Annotated in this window: 17 protein-coding genes; 11 read left to right on the forward strand and 6 right to left on the reverse strand. The window is 65.6% G+C overall.

Annotated features, from left to right (window positions below):
* The 3 genes from ACR65K_RS04955 to ACR65K_RS04965 form a co-directional block, all read left to right on the forward strand.
* A partial coding sequence (locus ACR65K_RS04955; RefSeq protein ID WP_440151576.1) for an LGFP repeat-containing protein occupies window positions 1–244 on the forward strand: 244 nt, incomplete at its 5' end.
* Between the two features lie 35 nt (window positions 245–279).
* Window positions 280–717, forward strand: coding sequence for a VOC family protein (locus ACR65K_RS04960; RefSeq protein WP_440151577.1), 438 nt, complete (start codon window positions 280–282; stop codon window positions 715–717).
* 90 nt (window positions 718–807) lie between these two features.
* Window positions 808–1,824, forward strand: coding sequence for a DUF808 domain-containing protein (locus ACR65K_RS04965; protein ID WP_440151578.1), 1,017 nt, complete (start codon window positions 808–810; stop codon window positions 1,822–1,824).
* Window positions 1,825–1,850: 26 nt separating this feature from the next.
* Here the strand turns inward: ACR65K_RS04965 and ACR65K_RS04970 are convergent, their stop codons facing one another.
* On the reverse strand, window positions 1,851–2,915 hold the full coding sequence (locus ACR65K_RS04970; RefSeq protein WP_440151579.1) for a spore photoproduct lyase family protein: 1,065 nt from the start codon (window positions 2,913–2,915) through the stop codon (window positions 1,851–1,853).
* Window positions 2,916–3,126: 211 nt separating this feature from the next.
* Between ACR65K_RS04970 and ACR65K_RS04975 the strand changes: the two genes are divergently transcribed.
* Window positions 3,127–4,725, forward strand: coding sequence for an ABC-F family ATP-binding cassette domain-containing protein (locus ACR65K_RS04975; protein ID WP_056333766.1), 1,599 nt, complete (start codon window positions 3,127–3,129; stop codon window positions 4,723–4,725).
* Between the two features lie 436 nt (window positions 4,726–5,161).
* On the opposite strand, the gene ACR65K_RS04980 is transcribed toward ACR65K_RS04975, so the two are convergent.
* The 3 genes from ACR65K_RS04980 to ACR65K_RS04990 are packed head-to-tail and all read right to left on the reverse strand — an operon-like array spanning window position 5,162 to window position 6,720.
* Window positions 5,162–6,037, reverse strand: a complete 876-nt coding sequence (locus ACR65K_RS04980; RefSeq protein WP_440151581.1) for an SURF1 family cytochrome oxidase biogenesis protein — start codon at window positions 6,035–6,037, stop codon at window positions 5,162–5,164.
* Entirely contained in the window at window positions 6,038–6,298 is a 261-nt protein-coding gene (locus ACR65K_RS04985) for a hypothetical protein (RefSeq protein ID WP_440151582.1), read from the reverse strand. It lies immediately after the preceding gene.
* Window positions 6,295–6,720: a DUF3099 domain-containing protein gene (locus ACR65K_RS04990; RefSeq protein WP_056333776.1), complete on the reverse strand. Its 426-nt coding sequence runs from the start codon at window positions 6,718–6,720 to the stop codon at window positions 6,295–6,297. Before ACR65K_RS04990 ends, ACR65K_RS04985 begins: the two co-directional genes overlap by 4 nt.
* 154 nt (window positions 6,721–6,874) lie before the next feature.
* On the opposite strand from ACR65K_RS04990, the gene ACR65K_RS04995 reads away from it, so the two are divergent.
* Together ACR65K_RS04995 and ACR65K_RS05000 are read left to right on the forward strand one after the other, a co-directional pair.
* On the forward strand, window positions 6,875–7,600 hold the full coding sequence (locus ACR65K_RS04995) for a beta-ketoacyl-ACP reductase (RefSeq protein ID WP_056333780.1): 726 nt from the start codon (window positions 6,875–6,877) through the stop codon (window positions 7,598–7,600).
* Window positions 7,601–7,741: 141 nt separating this feature from the next.
* A complete protein-coding gene (locus ACR65K_RS05000) occupies window positions 7,742–8,503 on the forward strand; it encodes an SDR family oxidoreductase (protein ID WP_440151584.1) in 762 nt (253 codons plus the stop codon).
* Between the two features lie 74 nt (window positions 8,504–8,577).
* Here the strand turns inward: ACR65K_RS05000 and serB are convergent, their stop codons facing one another.
* Complete coding sequence (gene serB, locus ACR65K_RS05005; protein ID WP_440151585.1) at window positions 8,578–9,471, reverse strand: phosphoserine phosphatase SerB; 894 nt, start codon at window positions 9,469–9,471, stop codon at window positions 8,578–8,580.
* 125 nt (window positions 9,472–9,596) lie between these two features.
* Here serB and ACR65K_RS05010 point away from each other — a divergent pair, with 125 nt between their 5' ends.
* From ACR65K_RS05010 to lplAB, 5 genes are all read left to right on the forward strand, one after another.
* Window positions 9,597–10,382: an ABC transporter ATP-binding protein gene (locus tag ACR65K_RS05010; RefSeq protein ID WP_056333785.1), complete on the forward strand. Its 786-nt coding sequence runs from the start codon at window positions 9,597–9,599 to the stop codon at window positions 10,380–10,382.
* A gap of 20 nt (window positions 10,383–10,402) precedes the next feature.
* Complete coding sequence (locus ACR65K_RS05015) at window positions 10,403–11,188, forward strand: sulfite exporter TauE/SafE family protein (protein ID WP_440151586.1); 786 nt, start codon at window positions 10,403–10,405, stop codon at window positions 11,186–11,188.
* 7 nt (window positions 11,189–11,195) lie between these two features.
* Window positions 11,196–12,002 (forward strand): TrmH family RNA methyltransferase, encoded by an 807-nt coding sequence (locus ACR65K_RS05020; protein WP_440151588.1) that lies wholly within the window; start codon window positions 11,196–11,198, stop codon window positions 12,000–12,002.
* 156 nt (window positions 12,003–12,158) lie between these two features.
* Entirely contained in the window at window positions 12,159–12,416 is a 258-nt protein-coding gene (locus ACR65K_RS05025; RefSeq protein ID WP_018771158.1) for a type B 50S ribosomal protein L31, read from the forward strand.
* A 98-nt stretch (window positions 12,417–12,514) separates the two neighbouring features.
* Complete coding sequence (gene lplAB, locus ACR65K_RS05030; protein ID WP_440151589.1) at window positions 12,515–13,612, forward strand: lipoate-protein ligase LplAB; 1,098 nt, start codon at window positions 12,515–12,517, stop codon at window positions 13,610–13,612.
* Window positions 13,613–13,690: 78 nt separating this feature from the next.
* Here the strand turns inward: lplAB and pepN are convergent, their stop codons facing one another.
* Window positions 13,691–16,327 (reverse strand): aminopeptidase N, encoded by a 2,637-nt coding sequence (pepN, locus tag ACR65K_RS05035; protein ID WP_440151591.1) that lies wholly within the window; start codon window positions 16,325–16,327, stop codon window positions 13,691–13,693.
* Between the last annotated feature and the right edge of the window lie 9 nt (window positions 16,328–16,336).

The raw sequence follows: 16,336 nt of genomic DNA on the forward strand, positions 1-16,336 counted from the left end.
CCTCAGGGACGGCGGGGTCTACCAGAACTACCAGGGCGGGGCCATAATCTGGTCACCGGCCACAGGACCCCATATCTCCGTCGGCGCCATACGCTCCATCTGGGCCTCCACAGGGTATGAATCGGGTCGACTCGGCTATCCCACCAGTGATGAATACGCTACGGGGAATGGAGGCGTGGCCCAGAACTACCAGGGTGGCGTCATTCACTGGAGCCCAAGCGGCTTCTACATCTCTTGGTCGTAAAGGACCGGGCCTGATGACTTGGTAATGTGTGCCGCATGCCCATCAAACTGGAGAACGTCGGCATTGCAGTCCGGGACCTGGAGGAGGCCATCGCATTCTTCACCGACCTCGGCCTCACCGTCCTGGGCCGTCAGACGGTCAGTGGAGAGTGGGCCGATACCGCCGTAGGCCTCGACGGCAACCATGCCAAAATCGCCATGCTTCAGACACCGGACGGCCACGGCCGGCTCGAACTGTTCGAGTACATCCACCCCGAAGCGATCGAGACTCTTCCCACCCTGCCCAACGAGGTCGGCATGCACCGCGTGGCCTTCTCGGTGGACGACATCGACGCCGCACTGGAAACTGCGGCCAGGCACGGCTGCCACCCCCTGCGCGGGGTTGCCACCTACGAAGACGTCTACAAGCTCACCTACGTCAGGGGACCGAGCGGAATTATTGTCATGCTCGCCGAGGAACTGAAGAAGGGCTGACCGCCTGCTGCAATATACTCCCAACATGCCCAAAAAGCACCCAGCCCTTAATGCCCATCGGTCCGTTACCGTTCTGAGCGGAGGCCACCTGTGAGCGGCGGTCTCGTTGCCCTGCTCGACGACGTTGCGGCCCTTGCCCGGATTGCTGCAGCTTCCGTGGACGATGTGGCCGCCGGTGCCGCAAAGGCGGGGGCCAAGGCCGCCGGCGTGGTGATTGACGACGCCGCCGTCACCCCGCAGTACGTTTCAGGAGCGGACCCGTCCCGCGAACTGCCCATGATCAAGCGGATCTTTTGGGGCTCCATCCGGAACAAACTGCTCATCATCCTCCCGGCACTGCTGCTCATCAGCGCCTTCGTCCCGGGCGTGATTCCCTACATCCTCATGCTGGGCGGCACCTACCTATGCTACGAGGGCGCGGAGAAGGTCTGGCACAAGCTCCGCGGCAGTCACCATGAGGACGAGGACTCCCCGTCAGTGGAACGCGGGCCCGACGCCGAGGCCAAGGTTGTCAAGGGTGCCATCACCACCGACTTCATCCTCTCCTGCGAGATCATGGTCATCTCGATGAACGAGGTGGCGGCGGAGTCCATCTGGGTCCGCGCCTTCATCCTGGTCATGGTGGCGTTCGCCATCACAGTGCTCGTATACGGCGCGGTGGCACTGATCGTCAAAATGGACGACATCGGAATCCACCTGGCTGCCAAGGACTCTGCCCGTTCCCAGCGCCTCGGCAGGCTCCTGGTGAGAGGCATGCCGGCCGTGCTGGCCGCGATTACCTTCGTCGGAACGATCGCGATGCTCTGGGTTGGTGGGCACATCATGCTGCAGGGAGCCCATGACCTCGGCTGGCATGCGCCCTACGACCTGGTCCACGCCCTCGAATCCCCGGCAGCAGAGGTTCCGGTTGCCGGCGGGCTCCTGGGTTGGCTGGTCAACACCCTTTGCTCGGCGGTCCTCGGACTCGCCTGGGGCCTCGTCGTCCTGGCCGTCGTGGGTCCGCTGCTGAAAGTCCTGCCATTCGGCAAGGCGAAGGGCAGCCACGAAGAAGGTGCCGCGGAGGCCCGGACAAACGGCCATCAGCCGGAGAAACACGAAGAACGATAACTGTCTGTCATCCGGGAGGATGCCCTCTAAAACGCGTACCGGATGCGGCAGTAAGGGGCTATGTCTGAAATGAGCGCGGTGAGCTGGCGCACGTAGCCCGCCTTGGCACGTGACCGGTAGCGGACGTTGTTGAAGCCATTGGACGAGGTCTTCGACTCCTGAAGATCGGGACGCCACAGGACGTTTTCGGCCTGCGGATGCCAGCCCAGGTTGACCTGGTGCAGTTGCTCGTTGTGCGTCAGGAAAATGACCTCTGCGGCCAGCTGTGCCTTGGCTGCCGGCGTCAGGGTGGCGTCGAGCTGGCGCAGCAGTTGCTCCCAGTCCGCGAGCCAGGTGTCCGTGACAATGACGGGGGAGAAGTTCACATGCACCTGGTACCCGGCGGCAACGAAGTCGTTGATGGCCGCCATCCGTTCCGCCACCGGTGATGTCCGGACGTCGACGGACTTCGCCAGGTCCGCGGGCATCAGCGAAAACCGGATCCGGGTATGCCCGCCATGATTCCAGTGCAGCATTGCCGGGTTAACGAACTTGGTGGCAAAGGACAGCTTGGCGTTGGGCAGTTCGCGGAAGAGCGTGACGAGATCCTCCACGTTGTCGCTGATCAGCGCATCAACCGAACAGTCGCTGTTCTCGCCGATGTCATAGACCCACAGCTCCGGGTCGCACTGATTGGGCTCCAGCTTCAGCCCCTGGCGGGTGGCGTGCCGTTCGAGCGTGGCGGCGATCTGGTCGATATTGGCGAACACGGTAACGGGGTTGCTGTACCCCTTGTGCCGCGGCACGTAGCAGTAGGCGCACGCCATGGCGCACCCGTTCGCCGTGGAGGGCGCGATGAAGTCCGCTGACCGGCCGTTCGGCTTGACGGACAGGGACTTCTTGACGCCCAGAACCAGCGCCTCGGTTTTGATCCGTGACCAGCGCGGGACGTTGGCTTCATCACCATGGACGTCCGGGATATTCCAATGGTTGTCCACCAGTACGACGTCGGCATCCGGCCAGCGTGCCACGATCTCCTGGCCCCGGGGCAGCTCCAAAGCGGCCGCCTGTGCGTAGATGCGCCGGATTTGGAGCAGCCGATCGAATTCCATGACCACATTCTCCACGACCTTCCCGGGCAGCAGGCCGCCTTGAGTCCACGGCATCAGCAGGAAACCTCCCGCCGCATGCTGTTGTTGAAAATTGGCTGCCCTGCCGGACGGTAGACTGGATTGTGCCGTTCTCCGGCTACTCTGCCCTGGCGTCCCTTCGTACCGTGTACGCGGACCGCGGCGTTCCCTGTTGTGAAAGGCCTTACCTGCTGTGATTACTGTCCAGGATCTTGAACTGCGTGCCGGTGCCCGGCTCCTGATGGACCAGGTGAGCTTCCGCATCGATAAAGGGGACAAGATCGGCCTGGTGGGCCGCAACGGCGCGGGCAAGACCACCCTGACGCGTGTCCTTGCAGGCGAAGGCCTTCCCGCCGCCGGCAAGGTGACCCGCAGCGGCGAAATCGGCTACCTCCCGCAGGACCCCCGCACCCCGGACATGGAGCAGCTGGCACGCGACCGGATCCTCTCCGCCCGCGGCCTGGACATCGTCGTCGGGAAGCTCCGGAAAGCGCACGATGAAATGGCCAGCGAAGATGCCGACGTCCAGCGCAAGGCCATGAACCGGTACGACCGGCTGGAGTCCGAATTCCTCGCAGCCGGCGGGTATGCTGCCGAGGCCGAGGCTGCGTCAATCTGTTCCAACCTGGCCCTCCCTGACCGCCTGCTGAACCAGCCGCTCAAAACGCTGTCAGGCGGCCAGCGGCGCCGCGTGGAGCTCGCCCGCATCCTCTATTCCGATGCCGAAACGATGCTCCTGGACGAACCCACCAACCACCTTGACGCCGATTCCATCGCCTGGCTGCGTGACTTCCTGAAGAACCACCAGGGCGGCCTCATCGTCATCAGCCACGACACCGACCTGCTGGAAGCCACCGTCAATAAGGTGTTCCTGCTGGACGCCAACCGCGCCCAGATCGACTTTTACAACATGGACTGGAAACGGTACCTCCTGCAGCGGGAGACGGACGAGCGCGCACGGAAGCGTGAACGCGCCAATGCCGAGAAGAAGGCCCAGGTCCTCATGGACCAGGCCAACAAGATGAGGGCGAAGGCCACCAAGGCTGTGGCCGCACAGAACATGGCCAAGCGTGCCGAGCGTCTGCTCAGCGGCCTGGAAGCCGTCCGCGAGCAGGACCGCGTGGCGGCGCTGCGGTTCCCCGATCCGTCACCCTGCGGCAAGACCCCGCTCACCGCAGACGGGCTCAGCAAGTCCTACGGCTCGCTGGAAATCTTCACCGACGTGGACCTGGCCATCGACCGCGGTTCCAAGGTGGTCATCCTGGGACTCAACGGTGCCGGCAAGACCACGCTGCTGCGCATGCTCGCCGGGGTGGACGCCCCGGACACCGGCGAGGTCATCCCCGGCCACGGCCTGAAGGTGGGCTACTACGCCCAGGAACACGAAACCCTGGACCACGACCGTACCGTTCTCGAGAACATGCGCTCCGCCGCACCGGACATGAAGGACGCCGAGGTGCGCGGCATCCTGGGCTCATTCCTGTTCTCAGGCGACGACGTCGACAAGCCCGCCGGCGTTCTCTCCGGCGGCGAAAAGACGCGCCTGGCCCTGGCCACCATCGTGGCTTCCAGCGCCAACGTCCTCCTCCTCGACGAACCAACCAACAACCTCGACCCCGCCAGCCGCGCCGAAATCCTCGGCGCCCTGCGCAACTACACCGGCGCCGTCGTTCTGGTCAGCCACGACGAAGGCGCTGTCGAAGCCCTGAACCCCGAACGCGTGGTCATGCTTCCCGACGGCGTCGAAGACCTCTGGAACGAGGACTACCTGGACCTGATCACCCTGGCCTAAGCCGCTCCATGCCTTGCGTTCGCTGCGCGACGCAGGTGCGCGCCCGTGGCTACTTCGCTGCGCGACGCAGGTGCGCGCCCGTGGCTACTTCGCTGCGCGACGCAGGCGATTTCCCGCGTGCTGGCTCGTTCCTCGCCTTTGACGCACGCTACATAAATCACCTGCGCCGCTCCGCTCGTGCCTTTGTGGCCTTTGCTCAGCGGAGGGGCATTTCCTTAGCGCCTGTAATCCTGTGCAGCTCGTCGTAGGTGATGCTGAACATCGCCGTGTGGTCTCCTGCTCGGGCCCAGAGGAGTCCGTGGTCCTGTCCGACTATCGACCGCTCCGCCCGGGGCAGCGAGCCGTCCCTTTCGGCACAGCCAAGGGGAAATCACGCGCGTCGCGAAGCGGACGGAACAAGCGCAATCAGCAAAGCGCCGCCGTCGTACTCCATGCCCTAGTACCCCTGCGCGTCCAGGAGGGCGTCTTCTTCTTCCTCCGCTGTGGCCTTCTTGCGCTTGCGCGGCGGGGCCGGGCGGCGGGCGGCAGGGACGGCGGAATGGACGGCGCCGTCCGGCAGCGTTTCTTCCTCGTCCTCTGCGTCGATCGCCGCATTCCGGGCCTGCTGGCGGGCCGCGTAGCCGAAGCCGACGAACATGAGCACGCCGAAGGCGAACCACTGCAGCGAATAGGACAGGTGCGTCCCCTCGTCCGTGGACGGCTTGGGGAACGCCACGGGCATGTCGGCGGACGGAGGCGCTTCCGACGCAAGCTGGCCGTAGGCGCCCGTAAGCAGCGGGTAGCCCAGCTGCGTGGCGTAGGTTGGCAGGTCAATGGACGCGAGCTGGCCTTCGGGGGCCCCGCGCTGAAGTTCCGGCTCGCCATGCTTCAGGCGAACGACGGCGGTGACCTCACCCGAGGGGGGTGCCGGCACCGAATCCGGGCTGCCCGGATTCCTGTTGCCGATGGGCAGCCAGCCGCGGTCGATGACCACCGTTTCGCCGGTGGTGAGGCGGAAGGGGACCACCACCTCGTAGCCCGGCTGGCCGTTCAGCGGCCGATTGCGGACAATCCGCTGGCCGGCCGCATCGTACGAGCCCTTCAATTCAACCTGGGTCCACTCCTTGGCAGGGTCAAGCTGGTTGAACTGGTCCCGTGCCTGCGCAAAGGGGATGGGGGTGGCGGAGTAATTGCTGACCACCCGGTTGATCTCGGCCAGCGTCTCCGCACGCCGGTCCATCTGCCAGCGGCCTAAAAATACGCAGGCGGCGGCAAAGATCGCGGCCAGCAGGAGATAGCCCAGCCATTTGCTGGAAAAAAGGAACCGGTACATTCAGATGTCCTGTGCCGGTGAACCGTCATCGCCGGGGCTAAGGGGAAGCGTTTCCTTCCAGAGCCCCCGGGTCTGCAGGTAGTCCTCCAGCCATTCCCGGTGGTCGGCGCAGGCAAGCCAGATCTTGCGGCGCTCGGGGGCGTGGATCTTGGGGTTGTTCCAGAGGAGCTGCCAGGACGCCTGGGCCCTGCACGCCTTCCGTGAGCACATGGCGGTCCCGGACGCCACGTCCGATCCTGCCGCGAAATCGAAAAGACTCATGATGCCTGCCGCTCCTCCCCGGGGTCCTCATCCTTCACCAGTTCGCCTTGAAGCACAGCGCTTCCGGGTTCATCCTCCGGATCCGGAAGAACCGGGCTCTCAATCTCCGCCAGGGGGGCGGAATCCAGCAGCAAATCACTGTGGGCCTCGGCCTTGTCGCTGCCGTTGGCGATGACCACCGCAATCCAGGGCAGGAATACAGCGCCGGCCACCGCGATGATCTTGAACCAGCCGTCCACCACGAAGATCATGATCAGGCACACCATGCGGATTCCCATGGCCAGCGCGTACTTGATCATCCGCTGGCGCATGTCCTCAGAGTGCGCTCCGGCGGCGTCAGTAATGCTGTGGACCTCGGTATCGCCGGAGAACCGGCCCGGTTCTTCGGGCGCGGAATGTCCCGCATGGTTTTCAAGGGTCACGGTGGATGATCACGCTCCAAAGGCTTCCCTCAATTCTCGCACCATCGGCAGTGCTGCCCAAACCCGCAGCGGGCCTGCCGCTAAGATCGGAGGCAGCCCAAACCACACCCCCACTACCGCGGCGCAGCCTGCCGCAGAATCCCGGAGCCCCTTTATGACTGAAACAGCTTCCGCACCACGCAGTGTCCTCATCACTGGCGGCAACCGCGGTATCGGCCTGGCCATCGCCCAGGCGTTCCTGGCCAACGGTGACAAGGTGGCGGTGACCTACCGCAGCGAAACCCAGCTTCCGGAAGGAATCCTGGGCGTCAAGGCGGACGTCACCGATGAGGCATCCGTGGACGCGGCCTTCAAGGAAGTGGAAGCTGCCCACGGTCCCGTCGAAGTACTGGTGGCCAACGCCGGCATCACCAAGGACACCCTGCTCCTGCGCATGAGCGAGGATGACTTCACCTCCGTCATCGACACCAACCTCACCGGCGCCTTCCGTGTCATCAAGCGCGCGTCCAAGGGCATGATCCGCCTCCGCAAGGGCCGTGTGGTCCTCATTTCCTCGGTCTCCGGCCTCTACGGCGCACCGGGGCAGATCAACTACTCCGCATCCAAGGCCGGCCTCGTGGGCATCGCCCGGTCCCTCACCCGCGAACTCGGTTCCCGCGGCATCACCGCCAACGTGGTGGCGCCCGGCTTCATCAACACCGACATGACAGCCGAACTCCCCGAAGCCACCCAGAAGGACTACCTCACCAGCATCCCCGCCGGCCGCTTTGCCGAAGCCGCCGAGGTTGCGAATGTGGTCCGGTGGATTGCCAGCGATGAGGCCGCCTACATCTCCGGTGCGGTCATCCCGGTGGACGGCGGCCTGGGCATGGGCCACTGACCCTTCCGGTCATTGCCCCTGCAGGAAACTAGCCGGGCGCCCCTTATTTGTCGGAGCCGCACAACGGATATCCGCAGCAGCCGCTGGCATGATGGACTGCAGACCACAACGATTTAGATGTTTCGAACAAAGGAAGCTCGAATGGGACTGCTGGACAACAAGACGGCCATCGTCACGGGATCATCGCGGGGCATCGGCGCCGACGTAGCAAAGATCCTCGCCTCGGATGGTGCCGCCGTCGTGGTCAACTACCGCCAGAAGGCGCCCCGCGCCAACAAGGTGGTGCAGGGAATTGAAGCCGCCGGCGGACGCGCTGTCGCCGTGGGCGCCGACCTCACCACGCAGGAGGGCGTGCAGGCCCTGGCCAGCGCCGCGATGGAGAACTTCGGTTCGCTGGACATCCTGGTGCTGAACGCCTCGGGCGGCATGGAAACCGGCATGGGGGAGGACTACGCCCTCAAGCTCAACCGCGACGCACAGGTCAACATGCTCAACGCCGCTGTGCCCCTGATGAAGGAAGGCTCCCGCGTGGTTTTCGTTACCAGCCACCAGGCGCACTTCATCAACACCGTGCCCACCATGGAGGCCTACGAGCCGGTGGCCCGCAGCAAGCGCGCGGGTGAGGACGCGCTGCGCGAACTGATCCCCAACCTCGCCGAAAAGGGCATCTCCCTGGTAGTGGTGTCCGGCGACATGATCGAGGGAACCGTCACCGCCACGCTCCTGGACCGCTCCACCCCGGGCGCCATCGAGGCCCGGCGGGCTGAAGCCGGCAAGCTGTACTCCGTGGAGGAGTTCGCCGAGGTGGTGGCAAGCATGGCAACAGCCGACGTCGAATCCGGCCATACCGAGTACGCCGGCGGAGCAGATTACTTCGGCAAGGGTACCCAGCCCGCCAGCTAGGCTTCCCACTTCGTGAGAAGGGCCCACGCCGCAAGGAATTCCTGCGGACGTGGGCCCTTCCCTGTTAAGAGCGGCTAGACCCCGGCGACGTGGCGGACCGCGTCCAGGTACGGCATGTTGAGGGCGGCGTCGGCCACGGCGCGGACGGCAGGTTTGGCGTTGAACGCGACGCCGATCCCGGCGGCACCGAGCATGTCCAGGTCGTTGGCGCCGTCGCCCACCGCGATGGTGTGCTCGAGGGCGACGCCTTCGGCCGCCGCCCACTCGCGCAGGTACTTTTCCTTGGCCGCCCTGTCCACCACGGCGCCCAGCACCTTGCCGGTCAACACGCCGTCGACGATTTCCAGTTCATTGGCCTGCCAGTAGTCCAGGCCCAGGTCGGCTGCGATCGGTTCGAGGATCTGGTTGAAGCCGCCGGACACCACTGCCACCGTGTGGCCGGCCGCCTTGAAAGCGGCCACCAGATCGCCAGCGCCTTCACTGAGCTTCACTTCGTTGCGGACGGAATGGACGACGTCGGCCGGCAGCCCGGCGAGCACGGCCACCCGGGCGTGCAGGCTCTGGGCGAAATCCAGTTCCCCGCGCATGGCAGCTTCCGTGACGGCGGCGACTTCGTCCCGCTTGCCGGCATAGGCCGCCAGGAGCTCGATGACCTCCTGCTGGATCAGGGTGGAATCCACATCCATGATCAACAGCTTCCGGGCAGCGGAGCGGAGGCCGGCCGGAACAACGGCAGTATCGAAATCGCTGGTGGCCGCCCCGGCCACGGACCTGCGCAGGGCGGCGAGCCCGGCCTCGGTCGCATCCGAAAGGGCCAGGTCAAGGATGTGGACCTGGTACCGGTCGCCTTCCGGGGAGGATTCGGACAGTACCTGGGCGCCGTGCGATGCGAGGACGGAACGCAGCTGCTCCAGCCCGGTGGGGGTCACATTGAGGCCATAGCTGACCGCAGTCACGTTCGAAGTCATGCCTGCAATCTTAGCCAGCGCCGACGGGACCGCTGGAATCCGTTGCGGACCCGCCGCTGCGAAGCAGCCACGGGCCTTCACACCGGTTATCAGTCATCTTCTATTTTGTCCTAGTGTCTACTCCTATGAGTGATGTTCTGGAACTGGACTCCGTCAGCGTTGTCCGAGGCAAAAAGACCCTGCTGGACAATGTCGACTGGCAGGTCAATGAAGGCGAGCGGTGGGTCATCCTTGGCCCCAACGGCGCCGGCAAAACCACCCTTCTCCAGATCGCTGCGGCCCGTCTCCACCCGAGCAGCGGCACCGCGGGCATCCTCGACGAAGTGCTGGGCCGCGTTGACGTCTTCGAACTGCGGCCGCGCATCGGCCTTTCCTCTGCAGCCCTTGCCACCCAGATCCCGGAACACGAGAACGTTCTCAACGTCGTGGTCACCGCCGCCTACGGCGTCACGGGCCGGTGGCGCGAAGGCTACGAGCGCGACGACGAACGGCGCGCGTTCCGGCTGCTGAACGACTGGGGCATGGGGCCACTGCTCAACAGGACCTTCGCCACGCTGTCCGAAGGCGAGCGCAAGCGCGTCCAGATTGCCCGTGCCCTCATGACGGACCCGGAACTGCTGCTCCTGGATGAGCCGGGCGCCGGGCTGGACCTGGGCGGCCGCGAAGAGCTGGTCCACAAGCTGGGCGAACTCGCCGGCGACGAGTCCGCGCCGGCCATGGTCCTGGTCACGCACCACCTTGAGGAAGTCCCGCCCGGCTTCACCCATGCCATGCTCCTGCGCGACGGCAGCGTCGTGGCGGCCGGCCCCATCACCGAAGTCCTGACTGAAGAGCACCTGAGCACCACCTTCGGCCTGCCGCTTGCGGTCACCGAGAAGGCGGGACGCTACACCGCCACCGCACGCCGCTAGAAGCGGCCTGCGCTACTGCCTTGGAACTCTTCAGCAGCATCATTGTGTTCATCGCCGGTCTGTGGGCCGGCACCATCAACGCCGTAGTGGGCTCCGGCACCCTGGTCACGTTCCCCGTACTCATCGCCCTAGGCGTGGCCCCGGTGGTGGCATCGATGAGCAACGCCATGGGCCTGGTGGCCGGCACCGCGGCCGGGGCTTTCGGCTACCGGCGTGAACTTGCCGGGCGGGGACGGCAGGTGCTGCGCCTGCTGCCGGCGTCGGTCCTGGGCGGCGTGTCCGGCGCCTGGCTGCTGCTGCACCTGCCGGAGAAGGTGTTCCACTACGTTGCGCCGGTCCTGCTGGTCCTGGCGCTGCTGATGGTGGTGTTCCAGCCAAGGCTCCAGGACTGGGTGCGCAACCGCGAGGCCAATCCGGAGCACGCCGTCCGGGACAAACGCCACGGCATCCTCCTGGTGGTCCTCGTCTACCTCGCCGGCGTATACGGCGGCTACTTCGTGGCAGCCCAGGGGATCCTGCTGGTGGGAATCCTGGGCGTCTTCCTCACCGGGACCATCCAGAACGCCAATGCCATGAAGAACATCCTGGTGCTCGGCGTCAACATGGTGGCCGCCATCTCCTACCTGCTCTTCGCCTTCGACCGGATCAACTGGCTCGTGGTGCTGCTCATCGCCGTCAGCTCCACCATCGGCGGGATCCTGGGCTCCAAGGTGGGCCGAAAGCTCTCGCCGCGCGTCCTCCGGGCCGTGATCTTCAGCCTGGGCATCGTGGCCCTTGCCGTCATGATCGCCAACCTGCTGAAATAATCACCCGGTGACCTTCCACTACCTCGAATCCGCCGACGACCCGCGCGTCAGCGACTACACCACCCTGACCGACGTGCACCTTCGCAAGCTCCGTGAACCGGCCGAGGGGATGTACATCGCCGAGTCGTCGCGCGTCCTGCGCCGGGCCCTGGCAGCCGGCCACCGGCCGCGTTCGTTCTTCCTCGCGGAAAAGTGGATGGCGGACCTCGACGACGTCTTCCGGGCGTATCCCGACATTCCCGCTTTCATCGGCTCGGCAGCCCTGCTCGAGGAGATCACGGGTTTCCACCTGCACCGTGGCGCCATGGCGGCCATGCAGCGCCCCGCGCCGGTGCCGCTGCCGGAACTCCTGGCCGGCGCCCGCCGCGTGGCCGTGCTGGAGGACATCGTGGACCACACGAATGTGGGTGCCATCTTCCGCTCCGCCGCAGCGCTGGACATCGACGCCGTGCTGGTCTCCCCGCGTTGCGGTGATCCGCTTTACCGCCGCAGCGTCAGGGTCAGCATGGGCACGGTGTTCCAGGTTCCCTGGGCACGCATGGGGGACTGGCCGGGCGACCTGCAGGTGCTGAAGGACCACGGCTTCACCGTCGCGGCACTGGAGCTGACGCCGGACGCGGAGGACATCGACGCCGTCGCGTCCCGCAACCTTGACAAGCTCGCCCTGGTGCTGGGCACCGAAGGCGCCGGCATGAGCCCGGAGACGCTCGCCGCCGTCGACCTCGCCGTCAAAATCCCCATGCGCAATGGCGTGGATTCGCTCAATGTGGCTGCTGCGTCGGCCGTGGCGTTCTGGGAGCTGCGGGCGCGGTAAGGGGGCGGATAACCGGTTCGTCAGCCCCTCCCGCATCGGCTATGATGGATAGTTGGTTGTCCTGCTTTTTCAGCTTCGGCTGATGCAACAGATCCCAGCCATCCCATTCATACCTGGCAGCTGGCAAAATCCAGTTGCGCGAACAAAGGTCCCATTATGAAGTCTGATACCCACCCGAAGTACGAAGCTGTTGTCTTCAACGACCTGGCCTCCGGCACCAAGTTCCTGACCCGCTCCACCGTGTCTTCCAACAAGACCATCGAGTGGGAAGACGGCAACACCTACCCGGTCATCGACGTCGAAATCTCTTCCGAGTCCCACCCGTTCTACACGGGCAAGCAGCGCATCATGGACTCTGCAGGCCGCGTCGAGCGCTTCAACGCTCGCTTCAAGGGCTTCGGCGGCAAGAAGTAATCTTCTTTCCCCAAGGTCTGATGGAAAGCCCGCACCGGCAACGGCGCGGGCTTTCTGCTTTTAACCGTGCACCTGTTTTCTGGGGCAGGATGGAAAGCATGACCCAGCCACGTATTCCTGCCCATGATGCCACCACCAACCAGCACCTGCACGGTGAGTACAAGGTCCCGGGCGGCAAGCTGGTGGTGGTGGACCTGGCCGTGGCGGACGGCGCCCTGGCTGACGTCTCTGTGAGCGGCGACTTCTTCCTGGAGCCGGACGAGGCACTGGAGGACATCAACCGCGCCCTGACCGGCCTTCCTGACACCACGCCTGCCAAGGACCTGGCAGCGGCCGTCACCGCCGCCCTGCCCGCCGGTGCCGTGCTGTTCGGCTTCTCCGCTGACGCCGTGGCCTTGACCGTCCGCCGTGCCCTGGCCAAGGCAACGTCCTGGGGCGACCACGAGTGGAACGTCATTGCGCCGACCGTGCTGCCCACCGAAATCAACGTTGCCCTTGACGAGGTCCTCACCGAGGCCGTTGGCGCCGGTGCCCGCACGCCCACGCTGCGGTTCTGGGACTGGCAGGAGCCGTCGGTGGTCATCGGCAGCTTCCAGTCGGTGCAGAACGAGGTGGACCCCGAGGGCGTGGCCAGGCACGGCATCAACGTGGTCCGCCGGATCAGCGGCGGGGGAGCGATGTTCATGGAGGCCGGCAACTGCATCACCTACTCGCTCTACCTGCCGCAGACCCTGGTGGACGGGCTCAGCTTCGCCGACTCCTACCCCTTCCTGGACGCATGGGTCATGGCGGCACTGGAACGGCTGGGCATTAACGCCTTCTACATTCCGTTGAACGACATCGCCACGGACCAGGGCAAGATCGGCGGTGCCGCGCAGAAACGCCTGGCCAACGGCGGCATGCTGCACCACGTCACCATGAGCTACGACATCGACGCCGACAAGATGGTGGAGGTGCTCCGGATCGGCAAGGAGAAGCTTTCGGACAAGGGCACCCGCAGCGCCAAGAAGCGGGTGGATCCGCTGCGTCGCCAAACCGGCCTGGCGCGCACGGCGATCATTGAGGCGATGATGGGCGTTTTCAGCGAGCGTTACGGTGCAACCCCGTCATCGTTGGCGGGACACGAACTGGCGGCAGCCGAGGAACGCGTGGCCACCAAGTTCGGCACCAGGGAATGGCTCCACCGCGTCCCCTAGCCCCATCGACTGCTGCCTACTCGTCCCGCAGCCTATCCACTGCTGCGTAACTGCCGTTTTGCGGCCTGAAAACGGCAGTTACGGAGCAGTCGATGAAGGAACGACGACGGCCTGTGCGGTGAGTGCGCGCAGCAGGTGGCTGCGCTGCTCGATGATGATCCGGCGCAGGGCGTGCGGCGCGTCCGGGTTGGCGTCCAGCCAGTCATCCGTCCGCCGCACCACCGGATGGTCCCCGGGGCGGGTGCCTGTCAGGTCCTGGGCGCCGGGATAGAGGCCGCGGACAATCCGGCTGGCGATTTCGATGCTGCGTTCTTCCCAGACAGCCAGCAGGCAGTCGAAGTAGGGTTCCACGTACGGCTCCAACAACACCGGAGGCGCGGTGCTGAATCCATTGATGGTGGCGGTGAGGAGTTGGTTGGAGAGCTCGTTTCCGTGAACGGCGGCTTCCCAGGCCGCAGCCTTGACCGCCGCGTCGGGTCGGGACGCCATGGCCGTTGCGTGGCCGGCGCGGCCGGATGCCGTGGTGTCCCGCGCCAGCTCTGCGTCGAGCTCGGCCGCGCCGGCCTGTCCGTTGGCGGCGAGCGCATGCCACAGCTGCCAGCGCAGCTCTGCGTCCACGGACAGCCCCGGCACGGTAGCCGTGCCGTCCAGCAGGCCACGGAGCCGGGGGAGCGCTGCCGCATCATGCCGGCTGAGGGCGGCAAGGGTGCGGGCCCAGGCAAGCTGTGCGTCAGAACCGGGGACGGCCCGGTCCAGTTCGCCGGCGGCGGCCTCAAGTAAGGAAGCACGGACACTCCCGCGGGTGCCCGCCGGTGTGTAACGTTCGACGGCGGTGGTGGCGTTGTCCAGGATGTTCAGCAGGACCCCGATGCCGGTTTCAGCCGGGGCAAACGCCGTCACGGCGTCAACGTACAACGATGCCGGAGTTTCACCGTCGCGGGCGGAGTTCCAAAGCGCGGTCCAGCAGAGGGCACGCGCCATGGGGTCCGTGATCCGGTCCAGGGATGCGCGCACCGTTGCCTCGGAGACCGGGTCCAGCCGCACCTTGGCGTAGGTCAGGTCCTCATCGTTGACCAGCAGGAGCGCCGGCCGTTGCTGCCCGGCGAGCTGGGGGAGCTCCGTCCGCTCGCTGGCCACGTCCGTTTCGATGCTCCCGGTCCGCACCAGGGCGCCGCCGGCATCAAAGTCATAGGAACCTATCCGGAGCCGGTGCGGACGCAGCTCCTCACGTCCCGTCACCGGATCCACCGCTTCCTGGACGATGGCCACCCGGCCCGGCACGCCGTCGTCGTCCGTTGCACTGGAAGCTGAAAAGTCCATGGACAGGCTGGAGATGCCGGAGGTCTGCAGCCACTGCCGGGCCCACCCGGACAGGTCCCGCCCCGAGGCCGCCGCCAGGGAAGCCAGGAGGTCGGCCAGCGACGTGTTGCCGTAGGCATGCTTCCGGAAGTACTCCCGCGACCCGGCAATGAAGGCGTCAAAGCCCACGTAGGCCACCAGCTGCTTAAGCACGGACGCGCCCTTGGCGTAGGTGATGCCGTCGAAGTTCTGTTTTGCCGCTTCAAGGTCCGGGATGTCGGCCACGATGGGATGGGTGGTGGGGAGCTGGTCCTGCACGTAGGCCCAGACTTTGCGTTTGTTGGCGAAGTTGACCCAGGCGGTGTCCCAGTCCGTGGCCCGGTCAACACCGAGGGTTCCCATGTAGTCGGCGAAGGACTCCTTCAGCCACAGGTCGTCCCACCACTGCATGGTCACCAGGTCGCCGAACCACATGTGCGCCATCTCGTGCATCAGGGTGTTGGCACGCGCCTGGTACTGGGCGTCCGTGGCCCGCGAGGTGAACACGTAGCTTTCCGTGAACGTCACCAGCCCCGGGTTCTCCATGGCGCCGAGGTTGTATTCGGGAACGAACGCCTGGTCGTACTTGCCCCAGGGGTAGGGGAAATCGAAAAGGCGGTTGAAAAAGTCCAGGCCCTTTTTCGTGAGGCTGAAGAGCTCCCCGGTGTCGAAGGAGTCCGCCATGGATGCACGGCAGTAGAGGGCGAGCGGGACGTCCAGCTGGCTGCCGTCGTCGAGCGTTGCCTGCCAGCGGTCCGTGGCCTTGAAGTACGGCCCGGCCAGGATGGTGGTGATGTAGGTGGACATCGGCAGGGTGGTGGCAAAGTCCCAGCATGCCGTGGCGGGGTCGCTGGTCAGCAGGGTGCGCTTGACCTCCGCGCCGTTGGACGCCACGTGCCAGTCAGCGGGGGCCATCACGTGGAAGGTGTAGGTCGCCTTCAGGTCGGGCTGCTCGAAGTTCGCGAAGACGCGGCGCGCATCAGCAGGCTCGTACTGGGTGTACAGGTAGCACCGGCCGTCCGCCGGGTCCACGAACCGGTGCATGCCTTCGCCGGAACGGCTGTACAGCGCCGTTCCCGTGACCGTGACCTGGTTCTCGGCCCGCAGGTCGTCCAGCCGGATCCGCGCGCCGTCCACCACATCCTCAACCCGCAGGCCCCTCCCGTTGAGGAACACGCTGTGCACGTCACCGCCGATGAAGTCGAGGAACGTACTTGCGCCAGGTTCGGCGGTGAAGGTGATGACACTGCGGCTCGTGTAGCCGGTGACCGCCGGATCCGCTGCCTGCCGCACATCCAGGGAGATGTCGTAGCTGGTAGTGCTGATCAGGGCTGAACGTTCGGCGGCTTCACGGCGCTGCAGATTCTCATGTGACACCCGGCTATC

The organism is Arthrobacter sp. SAFR-179, from assembly GCF_059414945.1.